15 protein-coding genes are annotated in these 21,496 nt (G+C 39.3%); 5 read left to right on the forward strand and 10 right to left on the reverse strand.

Going from position 1 to position 21,496, the window contains the following annotated elements; genetic code table 11:
* Positions 1 to 51 precede the first annotated feature (51 nt).
* The gene (locus PU02_RS01835; protein WP_414947348.1) at positions 52 to 1,416 is read right to left on the reverse strand and encodes an RsmB/NOP family class I SAM-dependent RNA methyltransferase; all 1,365 of its coding nucleotides are present in this window, start codon (positions 1,414 to 1,416) and stop codon (positions 52 to 54) included.
* A 73-nt stretch (positions 1,417 to 1,489) separates the two neighbouring features.
* Complete coding sequence (gene htpX, locus PU02_RS01840; protein ID WP_053943825.1) at positions 1,490 to 2,536, reverse strand: zinc metalloprotease HtpX; 1,047 nt, start codon at positions 2,534 to 2,536, stop codon at positions 1,490 to 1,492.
* Between the two features lie 84 nt (positions 2,537 to 2,620).
* Between htpX and PU02_RS01845 the strand changes: the two genes are divergently transcribed.
* Complete coding sequence (locus PU02_RS01845) at positions 2,621 to 2,821, forward strand: DUF1674 domain-containing protein (RefSeq protein ID WP_053943826.1); 201 nt, start codon at positions 2,621 to 2,623, stop codon at positions 2,819 to 2,821.
* Between the two features lie 427 nt (positions 2,822 to 3,248).
* On the opposite strand, the gene rpsP is transcribed toward PU02_RS01845, so the two are convergent.
* The 3 genes from rpsP to PU02_RS01870 form a co-directional block, all read right to left on the reverse strand.
* On the reverse strand, positions 3,249 to 3,605 hold the full coding sequence (gene rpsP / locus PU02_RS01850) for a 30S ribosomal protein S16 (RefSeq protein ID WP_053943827.1): 357 nt from the start codon (positions 3,603 to 3,605) through the stop codon (positions 3,249 to 3,251).
* Positions 3,606 to 3,921: 316 nt separating this feature from the next.
* Positions 3,922 to 5,466, reverse strand: a complete 1,545-nt coding sequence (gene ffh, locus PU02_RS01860) for a signal recognition particle protein (RefSeq protein ID WP_053943829.1) — start codon at positions 5,464 to 5,466, stop codon at positions 3,922 to 3,924.
* A 244-nt stretch (positions 5,467 to 5,710) separates the two neighbouring features.
* A complete protein-coding gene (locus PU02_RS01870; protein WP_200903953.1) occupies positions 5,711 to 6,301 on the reverse strand; it encodes a carbonic anhydrase in 591 nt (196 codons plus the stop codon).
* A 251-nt stretch (positions 6,302 to 6,552) separates the two neighbouring features.
* Between PU02_RS01870 and PU02_RS01875 the strand changes: the two genes are divergently transcribed.
* The gene (locus PU02_RS01875; protein WP_053943832.1) at positions 6,553 to 11,262 is read left to right on the forward strand and encodes an NAD-glutamate dehydrogenase; all 4,710 of its coding nucleotides are present in this window, start codon (positions 6,553 to 6,555) and stop codon (positions 11,260 to 11,262) included.
* 506 nt (positions 11,263 to 11,768) lie between these two features.
* Here the strand turns inward: PU02_RS01875 and PU02_RS01880 are convergent.
* Together PU02_RS01880 and PU02_RS01885 are read right to left on the reverse strand one after the other, a co-directional pair.
* Positions 11,769 to 13,289 carry a heme biosynthesis protein HemY gene (locus tag PU02_RS01880; RefSeq protein WP_053944621.1) on the reverse strand — a complete coding sequence of 507 codons (1,521 nt, stop codon included), beginning with the start codon at positions 13,287 to 13,289 and terminating at the stop codon, positions 11,769 to 11,771.
* Between the two features lie 16 nt (positions 13,290 to 13,305).
* Entirely contained in the window at positions 13,306 to 14,646 is a 1,341-nt protein-coding gene (locus PU02_RS01885) for a hypothetical protein (RefSeq protein ID WP_053943833.1), read from the reverse strand.
* Between the two features lie 339 nt (positions 14,647 to 14,985).
* Between PU02_RS01885 and tsaD the strand changes: the two genes are divergently transcribed.
* Together tsaD and PU02_RS01895 are read left to right on the forward strand one after the other, a co-directional pair.
* Positions 14,986 to 16,080 (forward strand): tRNA (adenosine(37)-N6)-threonylcarbamoyltransferase complex transferase subunit TsaD, encoded by a 1,095-nt coding sequence (tsaD, locus tag PU02_RS01890; RefSeq protein ID WP_053943834.1) that lies wholly within the window; start codon positions 14,986 to 14,988, stop codon positions 16,078 to 16,080.
* 78 nt (positions 16,081 to 16,158) lie between these two features.
* Positions 16,159 to 16,593, forward strand: a complete 435-nt coding sequence (locus tag PU02_RS01895) for an EVE domain-containing protein (RefSeq protein ID WP_053943835.1) — start codon at positions 16,159 to 16,161, stop codon at positions 16,591 to 16,593.
* On the opposite strand, the gene PU02_RS01900 is transcribed toward PU02_RS01895, so the two are convergent.
* Entirely contained in the window at positions 16,585 to 17,148 is a 564-nt protein-coding gene (locus PU02_RS01900; protein WP_053943836.1) for a L,D-transpeptidase family protein, read from the reverse strand. The two genes, PU02_RS01895 and PU02_RS01900, sit on opposite strands and share 9 nt — an antisense overlap.
* A gap of 69 nt (positions 17,149 to 17,217) precedes the next feature.
* Here PU02_RS01900 and PU02_RS01905 point away from each other — a divergent pair, with 69 nt between their 5' ends.
* Positions 17,218 to 17,901: a response regulator transcription factor gene (locus PU02_RS01905; protein WP_053943837.1), complete on the forward strand. Its 684-nt coding sequence runs from the start codon at positions 17,218 to 17,220 to the stop codon at positions 17,899 to 17,901.
* A gap of 59 nt (positions 17,902 to 17,960) precedes the next feature.
* On the opposite strand, the gene PU02_RS01910 is transcribed toward PU02_RS01905, so the two are convergent.
* On the reverse strand, positions 17,961 to 18,728 hold the full coding sequence (locus PU02_RS01910) for a class I SAM-dependent methyltransferase (protein ID WP_053943838.1): 768 nt from the start codon (positions 18,726 to 18,728) through the stop codon (positions 17,961 to 17,963).
* Between the two features lie 262 nt (positions 18,729 to 18,990).
* On the reverse strand, positions 18,991 to 21,405 hold the full coding sequence (locus PU02_RS01915) for a TIGR02302 family protein (protein ID WP_053943839.1): 2,415 nt from the start codon (positions 21,403 to 21,405) through the stop codon (positions 18,991 to 18,993).
* Between the last annotated feature and the right edge of the window lie 91 nt (positions 21,406 to 21,496).

Below are 21,496 nucleotides of genomic sequence, written 5' to 3' on the forward strand. Positions count from 1 at the left end.
CTACCTTCATGAGATGCGCAATATCAGCTATTTAGATGAATGAAGTGTTAACTAAGCTACTTTGCGTAAACGTGCAGTATAAAAACCATCCATTCCCCAAAACAGCGCATCTTCTGTGTGAGCATTCTCAAAATCAACAACCTCAGCAACCCCACAAAAATCAGCAGGCGTTGTGCGCACAGCTCCATTTTCGGTTAATAAATGCTTCATACCTCCTAATTCATAGGCCAAAATAGGTTCTAGAACAACATTATTGCATGTTGATAAAACTTTCTCAATGAGGTCTTCACCCTCTTCTTTTGCAAGTGAGCAGTTGGAAAAAACAATGCATCCACCCTTTTTAACCAAAGCAATTGCAGCTAACAGCAAATCATATTGCAAAACAGCCAATTTCAAAACATCATCCCGCGACTTTGTCCATAAAATATCAGGATGACGACGTATTGTTCCTGTAGAAGAACAAGGCGCATCAAGCAGAACTGCATCAAAAAGATTTTCAGGATGAAAATCTCTCACATCACCAACCCAATAATGCACTGCAAACTTCAATCGATCCATATTGGCTTTCAAACGTTCTAATCGACGAACAGAAAGGTCAACAGCCGTGACAGACGCTCCCTGTAAAACCAATTGTGCTGTTTTTCCACCAGGACTCGCACATAAATCAGCCACTTGCTTGCCACGAATATCACCTAGTAAACGAGCTGGTAGAGATGCTGCAATATCCTGAACCCACCATGCTCCTTCTGCATATCCTGGTAAATCCACGACAGAATGATCTGGATCAACAAGTCGAACAGAACCATTTGGAAGAACCTTTCCACCAAGTTTTTCTGCCCAATAAGCACTGTCTGATTTAACAGTTAAATCGAGTGGCGGTGTATTTTGTTGAACTGCTAAAATTTGACGCGTTTTATCAATCCCATAAGTTGACACTAGAAGCTGTCCAAACCACTCTGGGACATCATGAAGTGTGGGAACACACACATGTAATATTCCTACTTCACGCGCAAAATTGCGCAATACAGCATTTACCAACTTCGAAAAATGGCGCATCCGTGGATCAATTTTAGCAATACGCACAGCCAAATCAATCGCAGCGTGATTTGGAATGTCTAAATAAAGGATCTGTGCTGCACTTACATGCAAGAGATGTTGAAGCGCTGTTGCGCGTGACGGCAAAGATCTCTTTAAAAAGCGCGATAAAGCGCTCTCAATTTGCCCTCTATGACGTAGTGCTGTAGCTAAAATAGCCCGGCATAATAAGCGATCACGATGTGGAAGTTTTAAATAAAGAGGATGACCATTCACATGATCTGTCAAACCAGAAAAAGATGTGTGTTTATCAAGGATCGCCCCTAAAAGACGTACACATACTTGACGAACCAACAACCCCGGAACATCCTTTTCAGACATCTGCTCCACTTTCTTATATTCCAAAAAAAACGTTTAATATGCCGTCTCTTTCTGTGAGCTTAAAACTCTAAAATCAAGACTTTTTTGACCCTTTTGACCCTTGACGACGTAACCAAGCAGGGCGATCTGTAACACGATGAAAATTTTTTCCTTTGTAATTACGTGTAGTGCTCTCTTTAACTTCTGAATTTTTTCCATTCAAATTCTTACCATTTTTACCAAATCTATTGTCTTGACTAAACCCAATCCCGTTAATAGCTGATATATTCATCTGTTCCGCTTGGCTACGAAGAGCCACAATACGATTTGCAGTTGCTGGATGCGTGGAAAAAAGGCTATCTGGTCCTTCACCACTTAAAGGATTAATAATAAACATATGAGCTGTTGCTGGATTAGCTTCAGCCTCTTCATTGTATATTGTCTGCCCACCCCCTGCAATTTTACCTAAAGCCGAAGCTAACCACAAAGGATTGCCACAAATTTCGCCTCCTCGCCGATCAGCAGCATATTCACGCGTACGACTAATAGCCATCTGTACGAGCATAGCTGCAAAAGGAGCAACAAACATAGCAACAACACTCCCAAGTACCCCAATACCATGAGAATTCCTGGAAGCACCACGCCGCCCTCCCATAAATAAAGCAAAATGACCAAGCATCGAAATGGCCCCTGCAAATGTTGCTGTAAGAGTCATTATTAGAGTATCACGATGCTCAATATGGGCCAATTCATGTGCCATCACTCCTGCAATTTCTTCTGGGCTTAATCGTGACAACAACCCTGTACTTGCAGCAACAGCAGCATGGTGTGGATCACGTCCCGTAGCAAAAGCATTTGGCTGTGCACTATCGATAATATAAATTTTAGGCAGTGGAAGAGATGCTTTTTGAACTAAATCTTTCACAATCTTATAGTAAAGGGGTGATGAGTGTTGATCAATTTCACGTGCACCATACATTCGCAGAACTATTTTATCGGAGTTCCAATAGGAAAAAATATTGAGACCTCCTGCCATTAAAAGTGCAACAGCCATACCACTACCTCCTCCAATGAGGTAGCCGACGCCCATAAAAAGAGCCGTCATAAAAGCTAAAAGCATTGCTGTGCGCATTATATTCATTCTCTAAAACTCCGTGCTAAATCACAATTATTCCTGTATGATGGGTTATTTTCCTCGATTCTTCAACGAAAGATTGGATATAGGATGAACAAACAACATAAGGAAATGAATAACACGGTAGATAACCGCTTCCCTCTAGCAGCACAACGTGCTTTGCAAGAGGCTGCTGAAAGACGTCTCCGCGAAATGCATGAAGCAAAACCTCTGGAAAATGGTGGACGCGGTGGTAAAGACCCTGCTCGTTACGGAGATTGGGAAATTAATGGGCGTGCCATCGACTTTTAAGTAGCAAGCACCATAACGCATCCTTCAAACCACCAAGACACTATTAAAAAACCCAATAATAACCCACCAAAATTAAAGGTTGGGAGAGAGTTGTTGCATCGCTTTCTTATCATCACATAATTTAAGGAACTCTCTTTTAGAGAATTCACTGAAAAAACGCCTCTTAAACTGGATAAAAATTCCTGACCATACACCTTCATAAAGCAACAACACACACCCCAGGGACAACCCCCTAGGGCATAAAGAAAACAAAACGCCCCCCCAAAATACGGAAATCGCCAAAACTCTGTTACCAAAACACCTTGAGTAAAACCAAGGCAACATGTTTCAATTAAAAAAACTCCTACTCATAGAAGCATCTTAACCTGCGTAAGTACCCGCAATATTTTAATTATCACTCAAATTGATATTTTTCCTATTCTGCGACCTAAGCTTCTTTTGCCGCAGCTTCCTCTTCAGCTTGTTTTGCTGCTGCTATACGCTCTTGCGCTTTTTTACCTGGTTCACCTTTGTGCGGATTATTACGCGCTGGGCGTTTTTTAATGCCAGCAACATCTAAAAACCGCAAAACACGATCTGTTGGTTGTGCGCCTTGATTCAACCAATACTGAATACGTTCTTCATTGAGTTTAACGCGCTGACCATCCTTCGGCAACATTGGATCCCATGAGCCAACACGCTCAAGAAAGCGCCCATCACGCGGACTACGAACATCTGCAACAACAATATGATAATGAGGACGTTTTTTCGAACCTCCACGGGATAAACGAATTTTTAAGGCCATATTTTTCTCTCCTATTGTTCACTTAAGTTTTGTTAGAATTAATCGTTTCTTTTTCTCATTTAGCAGCTAATCAAATGGTGATGAATGACCTCTCTCCGTAGCATAACTCTACGAGCATCATTACAGTCCACAGCTAAATTTCCAAATTTTATTGAAGAATTTTTACGTATAAAGTTATCAATTTTTAAGGTTGCAAAAATCCACGCATAAAACCTTACAACTTTACAGATCGGCACAGCATTAACATAACTCATTAGCTGCTGCATAATCATGCAAGGACCTATTTTTCTTTTTTGCATCATATTTCTTTTATAATTTATTTTTTCTTAGAAAATGGAAAATCTTCTTTCTTCCCAGGAAGACCTGGAAGAATCGGATTATTTTCTGAAAGTCCTGGCAGCCCTTTTTCAAAAGAATTGCCCTTGATTTGCTTTTGTAGTGCCGAAAGTTGCGCTGGATCAAAATTTGACAAATCAGGCATAGAACCAGGCATTCCCATATTACCCAATCCCATTTTAGACCCAAGTCCTCCTAACATCTGCCCCATCAAACCACTTTTTTTCTTTCCTCCCATAGCTTTTATCATATCAGCCATTTGACGATGCATTTTCAAAAGCTTATTAATATCAGCAGCACTTGTACCAGATCCTTTAGCGATCCTTTGTTTACGACTATGCTTTAAAATTTCAGGATGAGATCTTTCTGCTTGCGTCATCGAAGAGATAATAGCCAATTGGCGATCCAAAAGACGATCGTTAAGACCTGAAGCATTTATTTGATCCTTCATCTTACTCAAACCCGGCATCATCCCCATGATATTTCCCATCCCACCGAGTTTCTTCATTTTTCGTAATTGTTCTGCAAGGTCATTAAGATCAAATTGTCCTGCTTGCATTTTCTTTGCAAGAGCCATCTCATTTTCATGGCTAAGTGCCTCAGCAGTTTTTTCAACCAAAGAGACAATATCTCCCATACCAAGGATACGATCAGCAATACGACGAGGATAAAACTCTTCCAAAGCATCCATCTTTTCACCAACACCGATTGCTTTGATAGGCTTACCTGTTACAGCACGCATTGAAAGAGCTGCACCACCACGTCCATCACTATCCATCCGTGTTAAAATAATACCCGTAAGCCCCACACGTTCATCAAAAGAGCGCGCAAGGTGAACTGCATCTTGACCAGTAAGACTGTCTGCAACTAACAAAATTTCATGAGGATTCGAAGATTTTTTGATCTCTACTAATTCAAGCATTAAAGCTTCATCAATGTGATTGCGCCCTGCGGTATCAAAAAGTACAACATCATATCCACCTAATTTAGCAGCCTGAACAGCACGAATAGCAATATCAACAGCAGATTGACCAGGAATAATAGGCAAACTAGCAAGCTGTCCTTGCTCTCCCAATTGGCGAAGTTGCTCCTGTGCAGCAGGACGGCGAGTGTCTAGCGATGCCATTAAAACTTTTTTATTGTGTTTATCAGTCAAACGTTTTGCAAATTTTGCTGTTGTTGTTGTTTTTCCTGATCCTTGCAAACCAATCAGCATAACTACAACCGGCGCTGGTGCATTAAAGTTACCTAAAACACATTCATCCCCAAGCATATTTACGAGTTCGTCATGAACGATCTTAACGACCATTTGGCCTGGTTTAATAGATTGAATAAGGGCAGATCCAACAGCTCTTTCACGAACTTTATCCGTAAAAGAGCGTACAACATCAAGTGCAACATCTGCTTCTAGAAGAGCACGCCGAATTTCACGCAGAGCCGTTTCAACATCCTGCTCCGACAAAACACCACGCCCCGTCAAATGAGATAAAATGGAACTAAGACGCCCTTGCAAAGATTCAAACATGCCAACCTCACTCCTGTACAACAAGCAAACCAAGATGACACCCGAGAACGCAACGCGTCGTCGGATGTTGACCTCTGGGATTCCCACACTCACAGCGAGATCTCAGTCGGTGGCTCCAAGATAATTCTTGTCACTGAATGCTTACCATTTCAAACAACAAAAATTGCTACTTGTCAAGATTTATCACAGAGCTTCCCTTTGTTCATCGGGAAAAATTTTGTAAAATAAATACAGATGGCTCTTGCTAGACACGAGAAAAGTTACCTGTTTTTTCTTCCATCGTCCATAGCTCACCACTTGAAATATCAAACCATGCTCCGTGAACTCTCAAAATATTCTGGTCTTTACGCACCTTTAACCAGGGAAATGTTTCTAAATTCTTCAAGGAACAACGAATGGAAGCCCTTTCCAATTCTATCTGCTTTTCTGTTTCGGTCATATGTTGATTCCCTGCAATGATTTCCCCTTCTGGAGCCAAAATACCCATCCACTGACCAATAAAATCATCCGATGATAAAGGTTTGCATGTTTTATCAATAATAGTTCGAATCCCACCACAACGCCCATGACCCAGAATAACGATGTGTTTCACCTCCAAAAACTGAACTGCAAATTCAATAGCCGCTGACGTTGCATGATGCTGATCATCTGGAGAAAAAGGAGGAACCAAGTTTGCAATATTGCGTAAAACAAAAATCTCACCTGGATCGGTATCAAAAATAACCTCTGGAGCTGCGCGTGAATCACAACATGCAATCACCATTATCTCTGGCTTTTGTCCTTCATCCGCAAGCCGCTGGTAACGTACTATTTTAGATGAAAAATGATGATCCATAAAGGACCTATAGCCTTTGAGAAGTCTTGTTGGTAGAGGCACCGTATCCTCACGTTATTTCAGTACATTCAAAGAAGTCATTTAGTCATAAAAAAACTCAATGTAAACATTTATACATTCATGCAATCCTTGACATCTACATTTTGCAAGCAAAATAATTGAGATTATTTAAAATAAATTACTATTCTCAAATAAAATGATCCGCTATAAGAGTCGGGGGATATCATATAACGAGAGGGAGGAGCCACTTTATGTCGGGACAGGACATGCTAAATTTCAAAAACAACAAAGGTCAGATGGAATCGGTTCTTTTCTCTCATGCAGATCAAGAAGATATAGTTTGTTATGCTAAAGATGAACTCAAAAAAGCAGCAGCTACTGCTGTTGAAGCGCTTTGTCAGCATCAAAGCGGGAAAAATACCATTTGTTTTGAACATAGCCTCACACGTAGCGCGAAGCCTATAACTGTCGTCACACTCGTTAATGATAACAAACCTTTCCTACTTGATTCCATTCTGAATGTCTTCAACCAGCAAATAAATACGATTCATCTCATTGCACATCCCGTTCTTGATTACGATTCGGGAAAACGTGTCAGTTTGATGCAAATCCACATTGAAACTTTAAATGAACAACAGACCAAAAATCTTAAGGATGAGCTTTTTTTGGTTCTTGAACAAGTTAATGTTGCTGTTCGAGACTGGCAGCCTATGCTTGAAGAAATCAGAAAACGTATCCATGCTTATCAAACAAACCTTCCACAAAATTACCAGAAAGAAAAACAAAAAACCATCGAGTTTCTTCAATGGCTTATGAACAACAATTTCACCTTTCTTGGACTGCGTGTTTATGATTTTGCTCATAATACGGGACCTTCAAAGGCATTTAAAGCCGGAGATACCGAATTGGGCATTCTTACAGATGCCTCCATTCGCGTCATCGGCAGTACAGATGTAGAAAAGCATTCCCAAGAAATTTTATCCTTTATGGAAAGTGATGCTTTATTTATCGTAACAAAGGCCGATAGCCGATCGAAAGTTCACCGCCCTGTTTGGCTTGACTACATTGGATTGAAAATTTTTGATGAAAAAGGATCTTTATGCGGAGAATTGCGTATTGTAGGGTTGTTCACATCATCAGCTTATACCCATTCTGTTTTGCAAATTCCTTTCTTAAAAGACAAGGTTGAAACTATCATTCAACGCCTTGGATATAATCGAACAGACTATTCCGGAAAAGCACTTCTTAGTGTCTTGGAAAGCTATCCAAGGGATGAAATATTCCGCTCTGATGTAAATATACTTACCGAAAATGCCCAACTTATTTTACAGTTAGATGAGCGTCCTCGCTTACGTATTCTTGCTCACACTGATTCTTTCGGACGCTTCGTTTCCATGCTAGTTTATATTCCACGTGAGCAGTATGCCAGCAGCATGCGCAAAAAGATTGGTGCATATTTTGTTGACATCTATGAAGGAGATTTCTTTGAATCTTATCCGCTTTTCCTAGAAAGCACACTCATCCGTATCCATTACATCATTCACCGCAAAAGAGGGAACAGCACTCCTTTTATTGAACGTACAACATTAGAGCATAATATTCGCTCTATCGTGTGCAACTGGGAAGATGCTGTCCAAGCTGCAGCCTCTACTTACCAAGCAACAGATCAGCAAATATTTCTTGCAAGCCAGTTGCCTAATAGTTATCGCGATTTATTTTCAGCAGAAGATGCTATAAGGGATGCAGGTCATATTTTAAGCCTTAGTGATCAAAACCCTCTTTTTGTAAATTTTTATGATACGGTTCATAAAGAAAAACATGCTGTTTCTCTTAAAATTTTTCATCTCAATGAAGTCCTTTCCCTTTCTAAGCGCGTACCACTTCTTGAGAATATGGGTTTTCGCGTCATTAGTGAACGAACACTAAAATTACCCTATGAAGGTGGGCGGTATGTCTATCTTCACGATATGCAATTGGAAAGTGCTTTTCAAATATCTGTTGATCTTAATGAAAATGGTCAAAAACATGCAGAGACATTTGAAGCTGTTTGGGCTCAAAATGCCGACGATGACGCTTTCAATGCTTTAACACAAACAGCTCAACTTGATTGGCGCGAAATTGTTATTTTACGCCATTATGGACGTTATCTACAACAAGTTGGCATCCCTTACTCGCAACAGTACGTTGCCCAAACTCTCAATACTTACCCAAATATTACTCAAGATCTCTACGCTCTATTTTATCTAAAGTTTCACCCAAGTCATACAGAGCAAGAACAACGAGAAAATGAACAGATCATCCAGCAACGTATCGAAGAAAAATTGCAAAAAGTTCCTAGCCTAGATGATGATCTCATTCTGCGCCGTTACCGTAGCCTCATTACGGCAAGCTTGCGAACAAACGCTTTCACCCCCTTAAAAGATGGAAGTCCACGACGTATTTTGGCAACAAAAATGGATCCACGCCAAATTGAAGGATTACCTGAACCACGCCCTTATCGAGAAATTTTTGTTTATGGTCCGGAGGTTGAAGGTGTTCATTTACGTTTTGGCCCTCTCGCACGTGGAGGTATCCGCTGGTCTGACCGAGCATTAGACTACCGTACTGAGATACTCGACTTAGTGAAAGCCCAACAAGTTAAAAATGCTGTCATTGTTCCTGTGGGAGCAAAGGGAGGATTTTATCCCCATTATCTTCCTCAAACAAATAACCGCGCAGAAATAGTAGAAGCAGCACGACAAGCTTATATTGCTTACATTACAGCACTATTATCTATCACAGACAATTTTGTAAATGGTACAATAAATGCAGCTCCAAATGTAATCCGCCATGACGGTGATGATCCTTATTTTGTCATTGCTGCAGATAAAGGCACCGCAACCTTTTCTGATACTGCAAACGCCATTAGTCAGGAAAATGATTTCTGGCTTGACGATGCTTTTGCTTCTGGAGGATCTGCTGGTTATGACCATAAAGCTATGGCAATCACAGCAAAAGGCGCATGGGAAGCAGTCAAAAGGCATTTTAGAGAATCATTCAATCATAATATTCAAACCACACCATTCACCTGTGTTGGTGTTGGTGATATGTCAGGTGATGTCTTTGGTAACGGATTATTACTCTCTCAACAAACAAAGTTAATTGCAGCTTTTGACCACCGCGACATCTTCATCGATCCAGAACCAAACATCTCTGAAAGTTACGCAGAACGGATGCGTTTATTCCAACTTCCACGCTCAAGCTGGCAAGATTATGATAAAACGAAATTATCAAAAGGGGGAGGCATTTTCTCGCGAAAATCCAAAATGATCACTCTTTCTCCTGAAGCAGCAAAAGCCATCGGTTTTGAAAAACAAACGGGGACTCCCTTTGAAATTATTACAGCTATTTTAAAGGCACCTGTCGACCTTTTATGGTTTGGAGGTATTGGAACTTATATCCGAGCCACAACAGAAACAGATATGCAGGTAGGTGACCGCACAAATGATTCTGTGCGTATCACTGGCGAACAGGTTCGTGCTAAAGTTATTGGTGAAGGAGCTAACCTTGGCCTTACCCAACGTGGTCGTATTGAATATACCTTAAATGGTGGACGGTGTAATACGGATGCAATCGACAATTCTGCAGGTGTCAATTGTTCTGACCTTGAAGTGAATATTAAAATTGTGCTTGCATCAGCTTTACAAAGTAAGACACTTACTCGAGATGAACGCAATATACTCTTGAAAGAAATGACACCTCAAGTTGAACAATTAGTCTTGCGTAATAACTATCTGCAACCACTCGCTCTTTCCTTAGCTGAAAGTCGGGGTACAGCTGACTTGCCTTATCAGGCACGTTTCATACATAACCTAGAACAGAAAAAACTGCTCGATCGGAGAGTTGAAATTCTACCAGATGAGCAAATTTTGCGCCAAAAAATAGCTAAAAATCAAGGTCTTACACGCCCAGAACTTGCAGTGATTTTGGCCTATGCCAAATTGACGCTAAAAGAAGAAATTACCAACAATCCCATTGTGGACCATAATTATTTTGATACGACTTTGTTGGAATATTTTCCGACCCAACTTCAAAATAAATTTAAGAAGGAAATTATTAATCATCAATTGCGCCGTGATATCATTGCAACCCTCATAGCCAATGATATTGTTAATCGTGGAGGTCCGACCTTCGTTAATCGATTGCAAGATAAAACAGGACAAAAAGTTGATAACATTATCCGTGTTTTTATTGCTATTCGCGACGGTTTTGAAATTCCTCTCTTATCCAACCAGATTGATGCTCTAGACGACAAAATACCTGGTGTTATTCAAAATAAATTCTATGCAGCAATTACTTCAATGCTCTTTGAAATAACCAGTTGGGGTTTGCGTAATATGGACTTATCCGCAACGCTAGAAGAACTGGTAACAATGATCAAACAAGCTCGTATGGTTATTGAAGAGCAGCTTATAAAGGATAATAGTGACAATATTAATCAAAAGATTGCAGAGAGAGTAACGTATTACTGTGCAGAGGGAACACCTAAAAATTTAGCACAACGCTTGGCGCTTCTCGAAGTTGCTCCGATGATTTGTGATATTTCTCTAATTGCAAAACGCAGTAACAGTGATCTCATTCAAACAGCAGAGGTTTATTTCACTCTTAATCAAATCATTCTCACCAATCGCATTAATGAAGCAAGCAAGACAATCCCTGTTGTTGATTACTATGATGGTATGGCCTTAAGCCAAGCAAAAGAAAGTATTGCCGAAAGCTTACGACAAATCGTTGTAAAGATCTTGGTCAATTATGGTGATAAAAGTGATCCCCTTGCAGCTTGGATCGAGACGGAAGAAGAACAAATTCAAAAAGTAATAAACCGAATTAGTGCACTTCTTGAGAGTGATCTTAATATTTCTCGCTTTACTTTTGCGGAAAATATGATCACTCAACTAAAAAATACGACGTTTCAAACTTGAGATGATGTCAAGTAATTTAAGTACAGTTGACAGACCACCTTCTCTATCCCCTCATGGTCTATGAAACATAGAATAGAGCAAAAAAGTCTACGATGAACACATGTTATTCTTAAACTAACATGCCAACATAAATTTACATATTGATAAAACTTCTTTTCGCTACATTTTTTGAAAATACAAAACTGTAATCCAGCAATTATCTTTTAAAGTAATCATAATATTCAAATTTTGTAAAAAACAAAGAAAGAAGATCTACCATCAATATTTTAAAAAAATCATAAATGATTTTTTTACACATTAAGCATTCTTGAATATTAGAAAAAAGTTTAGTTGTCTATCTCACCTTACACTGCTCTCATGTATTAGCGAAAGAAAAAGCTCAACTGTAAGCTTACTATTTTGCTTTATTTTTACGAAAATATTTTTTAAGCGATCCATCATGTCACTCAATAAAACTCTATCTTCAATTGCATCAATCAATATTTCCTACAACAACTCTTCTATGATTACTTAAAATTTTCTTTTGCACCAGGAGAGACTTCTTCCCCCTGAACTCCCGGATCATCAACATTCAAACGTATTTTATTATCTTGCTTTTGACCCGCTATATTTTCAGCTACAAAGCTATCATCTAAAGGAAAAGATTGGTTTGACGATTCACTATCAATAAAAGTAACTTTTGTTATCTCATCTTCTTTTTCAGGCTTTACAGGATCTATTTCTAATGTCACAGGCACTCGACATGGCGGAGCCTTCCATTCAAAACCTCCCAATTTTCCACTCACTGGAGATACAATAGACCAAGAAGGGAAGATAACCCCTTCACACATCCATACTGGATCCCGTTGTGCATACACTGCCAACGAAAGCCATTGACGAGCAGCAATCTGATTATTGCCTTGAGCTTCTTCAATATCAGCTAGCAATAAATAAACATTTTCACGTGGATAAATTTCAAGCGCCTTTTGCGCCTGTTCTCTTGCTAACGCAACTTCACCCGCATCCAAGGCAGCTTTAGCAACTAAAAAAGCAGATTCAAAGGTATCTGGGCAATAGGAAGCTAATTTTCTAGCATTTTTCAAGCGTCCCACAGCTCCCCTTTCCCTTTCAACGTAAAGAGTTCCAATATCGGGATGAGGGTCCTTTTTCCAAGCATTAAAGACTATTTTATCGGCTTTTTTTGTTTCACTTAGCTTGTAGAGAATATCTGCTGTTATAGTAATTATGGGTATAAAATCAGGCTGTAACTTATATGCTTTTAAAATTGTTTTTCGCGCTTCTATGGGATATTTCTCCAACAAACGCAACGCTCGTCCACTTAACAGCAAAGCGTGCATATGCCGACGATCCTCTGTAAAATGGGCGGCATATGGTAATACTTCCTGAGCCTTATAAAAAACATCAAGAGCTTCATCCCACTGCTCTTCAGAAGCCAAACGCTCTAATACAGCCTGCTGCGCCCAAGACAATGCTGGTGATAAAGCAAGTGCTTCTTCTGCATAATGCTGCGCTACTTCATGAGCATTCATGCTCACAGCTTCTCGAAAAAGGCCATAAAGCCCCGCAAGCCTTGTTGATTCTTCTTTTTTCATATTCTCGTAAAAGCTAATAGAGCGTGCAGAATCCTTTTGCAAAAATAACGTATGAGCCTGTAGAAGTTTCATCAACGGATCATGCTCTCCTGAAAAATACTTAAGTGACCGTTGTTCCATTTTTTGTGCGGTTACATAATCACCTGCAAAGACAGCAAGTAATCCTTCTGAAAGGGCCTCGCGACATTTTTTCTGACGACGAGCATAAAAATAATTATACAGGACTTTTGGCGCTGAAAAGAGGCTTTGTAGAAACCACCACAAAAAAATCAGTGTTATCAAAAATACAATCGATAAACTAAAAAACGTAAGCAGTGAAAAAGAAATGCGTGTCTGCAACGCAGTAATAACTACAATACCATTATAACTGGCCACCCATCCAAAAACTGCACTAACTAAACATACAACAACACTGTACAGAATAATCCGCATTATCATCCTTGTCCCCCTCTTACATCTTTACAGGTTCGAGCAATCCTTGTTGTGTAGAATTTAATAACTGCTGCAACACATGCTGTATGGTAAGATACTTTTTAAGTTTATGTACGAAATTGGCAGAGATTTCTTGAGCCTCTTTGGGTAGTATTTGCCATTCAATCAAGGCTTTTTCATAATCACCAGCTTGAATAGCAGCCTCCATCCGCGCCACAATTGCACCAAGTGTCATACCTTCAATATTACCAATAGGGCGTGAAACGACTAAACCTTTTATCCATGCCCACATACGTTTTAAAAAACCTGCATCTTGTGCAACGGAATTTCGTAAACTGATAATTGTATCAGCAATATTAGCAAACTCAGCAGAAAATTGAACAGAATTAGGCAGACCATCTTTTGCTGTTTTTTGTAAAAGCTCTACCCCAGAAAATGAAGGAAAAAATCGCAGCACCATTTCCAATTCATGCATATAAGATCCACCACGATCCACCGCATTTTTTAAAGTGCTAATTGCCATTAATACTTTTGCATCAACTGCTCTTTTTTCATTATTTTTTGTAGAGATTTCTTTTTGTATGGCTTCTAGCTGTTTTTTAAACTCAGAAAGATCATTTTTATGGCTTTCTTCTGCCACTAAAACCGCCTTCACAGCATCTGACACTCCAGTTAAATTTTGAACATTTTTTTCAAGATCGCTTATCCTTTTCTCCAATTTTGTTAGGTGTTCTTCATTCCCCTGTTGGAGAGCTTTTCCCTCTCTCATATTCTCAACATGTTGCGATGAAAAAGTTGATTTCATATCTTCCAACGCTCCCATCAAATTCTGGGTACGTTCTTCAAAGAGAACAACTTTTCTTTCCAAGGTATCTAAAATTTTTTTATTTTCCTCTTGAAGGGGTCCTTTTTCTTGAACACCCTCAATAGCTTGCAATGAAAAAGATAAATATTTTCCTTTCAATTCATCGAGTTCTTGAAGAGCATATTCTAGTTTTTCTCCTATTTCCTTCGTTCGTTCCCCTACAATTTCAGAAATTCGCAAAGCGTCTTTCCCCTCAGCATGACGCCCTCCTTCGAAAGAAGGTAAAAAACCAAACAACTGAAACCCTATAACAAGACCCGCTGTTATAACACTACCAATAATCCCTGCACTTAGCGAACCAATGCAACCTACATTAAAAGAATATTGTCTTTTTTTCTGCTGTTCGCTATTCATTTCTAATGTAACTGACTCTTCTGGAGTGTGCGCTTCCTTATCTCTTAAATCACGATCTGTATTTTCATGCTCAATTACAAATCTATTACGCTTAACACCTTTATAATGCGGAGTTTTTTTTGACTTTGAAGAATCAGCCATCTTCGTTTTCCTTCCTCTTGCACTCCTTGACACCAATACAATAACAAAGTGAAAGAAACTTTAAAGATGCAATGCCTTCTTTTCCCTATAGACCTAATTCCCATTCATGTTAGGCTTCTCAACAGAGCATTCTCATCGAATATATTACAAAAAATATAGTGTTGAATTTTAAAATTTCATAACACCCAGCAAAGCTCTAAAGATACAGTTGTAGACCATCCCTTATCCTTCATATTATTGCTGTTTGTAAACACCAATTTTAAGAGAAACTCTTTGCATCTTCCTTTGTCCATGATACCGATTGATTCAATAACTTTCGAACATAAGGTTTAACCTAAAATGCGCTTGTTAGGAATAGAAACAAGTTGTGATGAAACTGCTACTGCTATCATTGAACACAGCTTGAAAGAAAAAAGCCGTATTCTTTCTAATGTTGTTTGGAGTCAAGTTGAAGATCATGCACCTTACGGAGGTGTTGTTCCTGAAATCGCAGCACGTGCTCATGTTGAAATTTTGGATAGTTTGATTCTTAAAACACTAACAGAAGCTAAAGTAACACTGAAAGAAATCGATGCTATTGCAGTTACAGGTGGCCCCGGCTTGGTCGGAGGGCTGTTAGTCGGATTAATGAGTGCAAAAGCATTGTCCTTAGCTACCGGAAAACCCTTCATTGCCGTCAATCATCTAGAAGGTCATGCCCTAACTGCGGTTTTAACCCATCAAGTCAAATTCCCTTACTTATTGCTCTTAGTTTCAGGAGGTCATACACAGATAATTATTGTCCACGGAGTTGGAAAATACCAACGTTTGGGCACAACTATTGACGATGCCCTGGGAGAAGCGTTTGATAAAACCGCGAAACTTTTAGGACTTCCTTATCCTGGTGGTCCAGCGATTGAGAAAGCCGCTTTTCTGGGAGACAAAGATCTCATCCCTCTTCCTCGACCTTTAAAGGGAACAAAACATCTTAACTTCTCTTTTTCTGGCCTCAAAACTGCTGTTAGACAAGCGGCAACGGCCTTAGCTCCCCTCTCAAAAAAGGATATTTCAGATATTGCTGCAAGCTTTCAAGCTGCTGTAATCGATGTCTTACAGGACCGCATTCATCTAGCTTTACAACATTTTACTCATTGCTGTTTATCATCTCAAATTTCTGAAAAACACCGTCCCGCTTTTGTCGTAGCTGGCGGTGTTGCAGCCAACCAAGCTATTCGTTCTACCTTACAAAACCTCACGCATCAGCATGGCTTTGAATTCATTGCTCCCCCCCCTCTTTTATGTACAGACAATGCCGCAATGATTGCTTTTGCAGGTGCAGAGCGTATAGCACGAGGACAAACAAGTTCCTTTGATATTGTTCCTCGCTCACGCTGGCCACTAGATGAAAATGCCTCTCCTATAGTCGGAACAGGACGCCGCGGAACGAAAGTATGAAAATAAGACTCTTTGAGTATATGCTACCCATCCAACAAACATCCATGCTTAAAACGAATAATAAGGAGAATACCCATCATGGCTTATTGGCTCTTTAAATCTGAACCTGATAAATGGTCATGGAGCATGCAAAAACAAAAAGGTGCTCGTGGTGAACAATGGGATGGTGTGCGTAATTATCAAGCACGCAATTATATGCGCTCTATGAAATATGGTGATAAAGGTTTTTTTTATCATTCGAATAAAGGATTAAACATCGTAGGTGTTGTGGAGGTGTGCGCGGAAGCACATCCCGATTCAACAACATCTGATCCACGTTGGGAATGTGTTGATATTCGCGCTATTTGTGATATGCCAATCCCTGTTTCATTAAAACAAATCAAAGATAATCCACATTTAAAAACTATGGCGCTTGTTAGATTTATGCGTTTGTCAGTGCAACCCGTCACAGAAAGTGAATGGAAAGAGATTTGTTCTATGGGCGGGCTTAAACTACAAACTCTCTTAACCTAAAATCACGATATTTGTTCGCTTATTGATATAAGGTAAAACACGCTCAAAATCACGACGAGAAAGCGCAATACATCCTTCTGTTGGCTCATAGTTACTACGTGCTAAATGCATAAAAATAGCACTTCCTCTCGCCATTTTTCTTTCTGTACTATTCCAATCTAAAATAAGTCCAAGATCATAAAGACCATCTTTACGTTGCATTTTTTCGGCACTTTTAGGATAGGGCAGACGAACTAAACGATTATAATTGGCATCACCACTTGCATCACACCAACCATCATATGCTTTAATACGACGAAAAGACAAAACAGAACGCGGAAAAAATTGATAAAAATTACTACGAAATCCTCCCAAGCAACGCACCGTTGCTAGAGGTGTTGCTCCATCACCCTCACGCTTTAGTGCAGAAATGCCAGATCTTCCCAAAGAACATAAGAAACGGTGCTGACCAACGCAAAAAATGCCTCTTGAACATCCCCTTAACTGTCGACGAATAACTATAAAAGATATAAAAGTTCGTTTTTTACGTAGTTTTTTTCTTGATTTTACTTGCATGAGATTCCATTTTTCATGAAATTACTCTTTTGTAAATTATATTTTAAACACGCTCCATGAGGAAAAGAAATGAGTGATTATGCCCTTTTAATTATTGAGGATGATGATGACTTACGCCCCATTTTAGCAGAGCAACTACAAATGCACAAAGAATTTAAAATTTTTCAAGCAAAAAAAGGAAAAGAAAGTATCTCAATAGTCCAAAAAGAAAATATTCACCTCATTATCATTGATATCGCATCGCCAAACTATAATGAACATCAAACTGTAAAAATATTACGGCAACAAGGATTTCGTGCCCCCATTATCATAATTACAGACCATAGTACTAATGGTGATACTCTTTTAAGCCTCGAAGATGGTGCCAATGATTACGTAACAAAACCTTTCCGCTTTGCCATTTTATTGGCACGTATTCGTGCCCAATTACGCCAATACGAACTCAACGAAGATATTACCCTTCATATTGGACCATATAATTTTAAACCTGGGCAAAAACTTCTTACAGATCAACAAAACCGCAAAATTCGCCTTACGGAAAAAGAAACAGCTCTTCTCAAATATCTCTATTGTACCAAAAATAAGATCGTCAGCCGTGAAACATTATTGAAAAAAATTTGGGGTTATAACGAACATATTGTAACCCACACGCTTGAAACTCACATTTACCGTTTGCGCAAAAAAATTAGAAATGGCCCTTCCAACACGCCAATTCTTATTACAGATGGCAATGGCTACCGCCTTAATATTTAAAGAAATTATAATCTGCATTTTTTCCTTATTTAATATTTACCTTCGTTCCATAATTTTGGTTATTTCTTTTTCCCTTCGGGCAGCAAAGAAAATAGAGTCTCATCACATTTTTTACGAATTTGTGGAGAAAGCGTAGGGATGAAAACACGCCGAGATTGACGGCGCTGAACAAGCAAACCTTGATATACACGTTTTTGCGCATGACATACCAATAACCCACCCAAATAGGGAAAAAGATAACGTGCAAATGATTCATAGCACAATGAAATAAACCGCTGAACATAACCTGAGGAAGGCATATAATGTACAACATCATGTATAGGTCCAACGGCAAAATTTGTTTCTTGAAATAAATGGATAACTTGTTGTCGTGTGTAGGGTTGTCCGTAACCAAAAGGCGTTCTATCGTTACATGCCCAAAACCCAGAACGGTTAGGAACAATGAGAATTAAATGGCCATTAGGTACTAAAATACGCCATATTTCATTAAGTGTTTCACGTGCATTCTCTGTATACTCAAGTGCATGAATTAGTAAAACACAATCGATCGAAGCATCAGGAAGAGGTAAATCTTCTTCAAAAACCAGCGCTGTGGCAACTTTATCTGCACAAGGCCAAGGCACAGCACCCTGGCTGGCTGGCATAAAAGCTAAACACTGCTGTGCACGCATATGCAATGTAGAAAGATAGGGCAACGCATAGCCAAAACCGAGAACCCGTTTATCAACCAAATCGGGCCAACTGAGATCGAGTTGATGACCCAATGTTACCTTTACTCTAGCACCTAGTGTAGAAGCATAAAAATCTCTTAGTGCGATTATATCCAACGTAACATACCATTTAGAAATAAATTTCAGACATTATAAGCCTTTAACATCTAACTTTGTAAACTATCTCCTTCCTTTTTTTAAAAGCAAGTCATTTCCCCATCTATGTTTCACTTTTTTAACTAAAATAGCTACAGGTTATCTAAACAATACAACATCATTCCATCACTCTTAAATTTTCACCTGCTTTACACCCTTTATTCCTCTATCCTATACCCCCTGAGCATATTCTTTAAGAATAAATACACCAAGAATTTTTGGATTAGTGAAAACGAAGCAATCTCTCAAGGTAATTTTTTTCCTCCTCCGGAAGATTATCATGACTAAGACGTTTACGAATTTCTTCCAAAATCTGTCGTGCTCGTGCTCTATCACCTTCTTGTGGTACAATTACACTTTTATCTTGATCACCTTTTGACGACAATGGATGTCCCAAAGGATCCAGAGGTTCAAAAGAATCTTGCATATCTCCAGATTTTTTCAAAACTTCACGCATTACTTTTAAAACACTCTGCGCCCCTTGTCGCAATGTTTCTAAAGAATCTGACTGATTTTGCGCGGATATTTCATAATCTCCACGACTAAGAGCATTTTGGGAAGAATCCATTTTCTTCTCCGCATTTTTTAATGAATTGTCCTGTATCAATCCTTGCTCTGACAATTTTTGTTCTAGAACTGATAACTCAGATTGTAGCTCTCCCTGGCGTTTTTCTAAAGCTTCACTAAGTTCTTTTGGTACATGCTCCCCATTTCGTTGTTTTGTTTCTAAACTATGTGTTTCGTTTAAAATTTCCTGCTGACGACGCATCACATTGCCCAATATATCCACCAACTCTCTCATCTGTGTTGCTTGGCCATTACTTTGCCCTTTAGCCTTATTTCCCCTATAAACACGCAAATGATCAAGTGTCTTTTCAATTTCAGATAGGAGATTTTCAGCCGTAGAAGAAGAGCCCATTTGAGCCATTTCTTCAATCTCATTGAGTTGTTCGTATAGGCTATTCTCAGAAAGATTAATCTCGCTTGAATTATCACTTTCTGGTGCTTTTATAGATAAATCATAAATATAATCATTCATGGCTTGGCGTAAATCAACCATGAGGCGTTCGATTTCTGTCCCTGAAGCACCACGGCGCAATGCATCACGCAAAGCAGCCTGCGCTTGCTTTAATTTTTGCTGAATAGAATCCGACTGACCACCTTCAATACCTAAAGCGATGTGCCACAAATAATCGACAATATCACGCAATTCATCTTTTGTTTGTGCTAATGATAATCTGCTCCATGCACTTTGTAATACGAGAAAATGAGCCATGTTCCTAATTCCATCTTCCGGGCGCACAAGCAAAGCGGAAAGCATGTCAAGAACATGCTTGTACGTAGAAGCATCGAGAGCTAATAAACGACGCTGTTCACTCACAGCACGCGCAATAGGATGGGTAAAAATACGCTGAGGCAACGTTACTGTCACTGTTTCACTCTGTCCCCTCTGACCAGCCCCATCTTCTGCAACTAAAGTGATCTTAACTTCCGCACCAGCCCACGGATGACTTGATAAATCATGTACTATCCGCATTTTTCCTTTTCCACCACGCGCTAGGAGGAGTTTTACTTGAGGAGCTTCATAAAGGGGAAGAGCATCTTTATAGATGTCTGTTGGTGGCTCTATCACAGCAAAAGCACTTGTAACGCCATAATCATCATCCATTTCATATTGTAGCTCCAACGCTCCCGCTAAAACCTTTCCTGGTTTTTCTAACCATTGAATTATTGGCTTTTGATCCTTAATCACCTCCAAATACCATTCTGTTTGTCGATGACGTGATAACCAAGATAAACGCGTTGATTGTTCTAGCTGCGCTTCAAAATGCACAACAGAATCACCTGACGCAGTCTTTTCACTTTTTTTAGAAAGTAAAATCCGACGTCCTTTATCCTCTTCAGCCACCGCTTTAACTGTAATACCATCCCCATTTGTAATGCGTAAATTCACCGCACTTCCCTTAGGAACTTTGAAATCCTTTATATTATCTTGTGTTAGATAAATAGGAGAAACACCTGTATAAGTAGGTGGTGTAACCCAAGCATCGATACGGATTGACGCATCATCAACCACAGGGCGCAAATCAAACGCATCACTCAAGCGTCCTCCCTTTGAACCAAAAGAAAAACTAAACGCACACACAAGAAGTAAAATAAATAACGCCCTAAAAGCCATAGGATCATAGATGGCACTATTGGGATAAGCGTTCTCAATTTTCACATGCTTCAAATATTCTGCCATACGATATTGGTGTTCTCGCCAAATGATCGCACTCAGATTACTGTCATCTTCAACACATAAACGATCATTTTGAACACTTAACGGCTGGTTTTTTAGCCCATTTTTACACTCTATAAAATGGTCTACATCCTCCATTGTAGGAAAATGAAAACCAAAAAGAGGATATAGACACCCCACAGCACCAGCACATAAAATAAATAGAAAAGATAAATGCCACCAATAAGTTAAAAGATTAAAAAGGCCAAACCAACTTAATGAACAAAAAAGGCTCAAAACGAAAAAAAATGGCAAAAGATGTGGCCATATCCGTTCAAAAAATAAGGCACACCAAGATATAAAACGTACAAAAAAAAGTTTTATGGCAATAGATCTTTTGACATCTTTATCTCTCATAGATGAACATTTATCCTTTTTGATCACACCGCATTAAAACTGCAAAATCCATATACAACAGCTCATTCTAAATATGACGATAACACTCTAA

This window comes from Bartonella ancashensis (assembly GCF_001281405.1).
Lineage (GTDB): Bacteria > Pseudomonadota > Alphaproteobacteria > Rhizobiales > Rhizobiaceae > Bartonella > Bartonella ancashensis.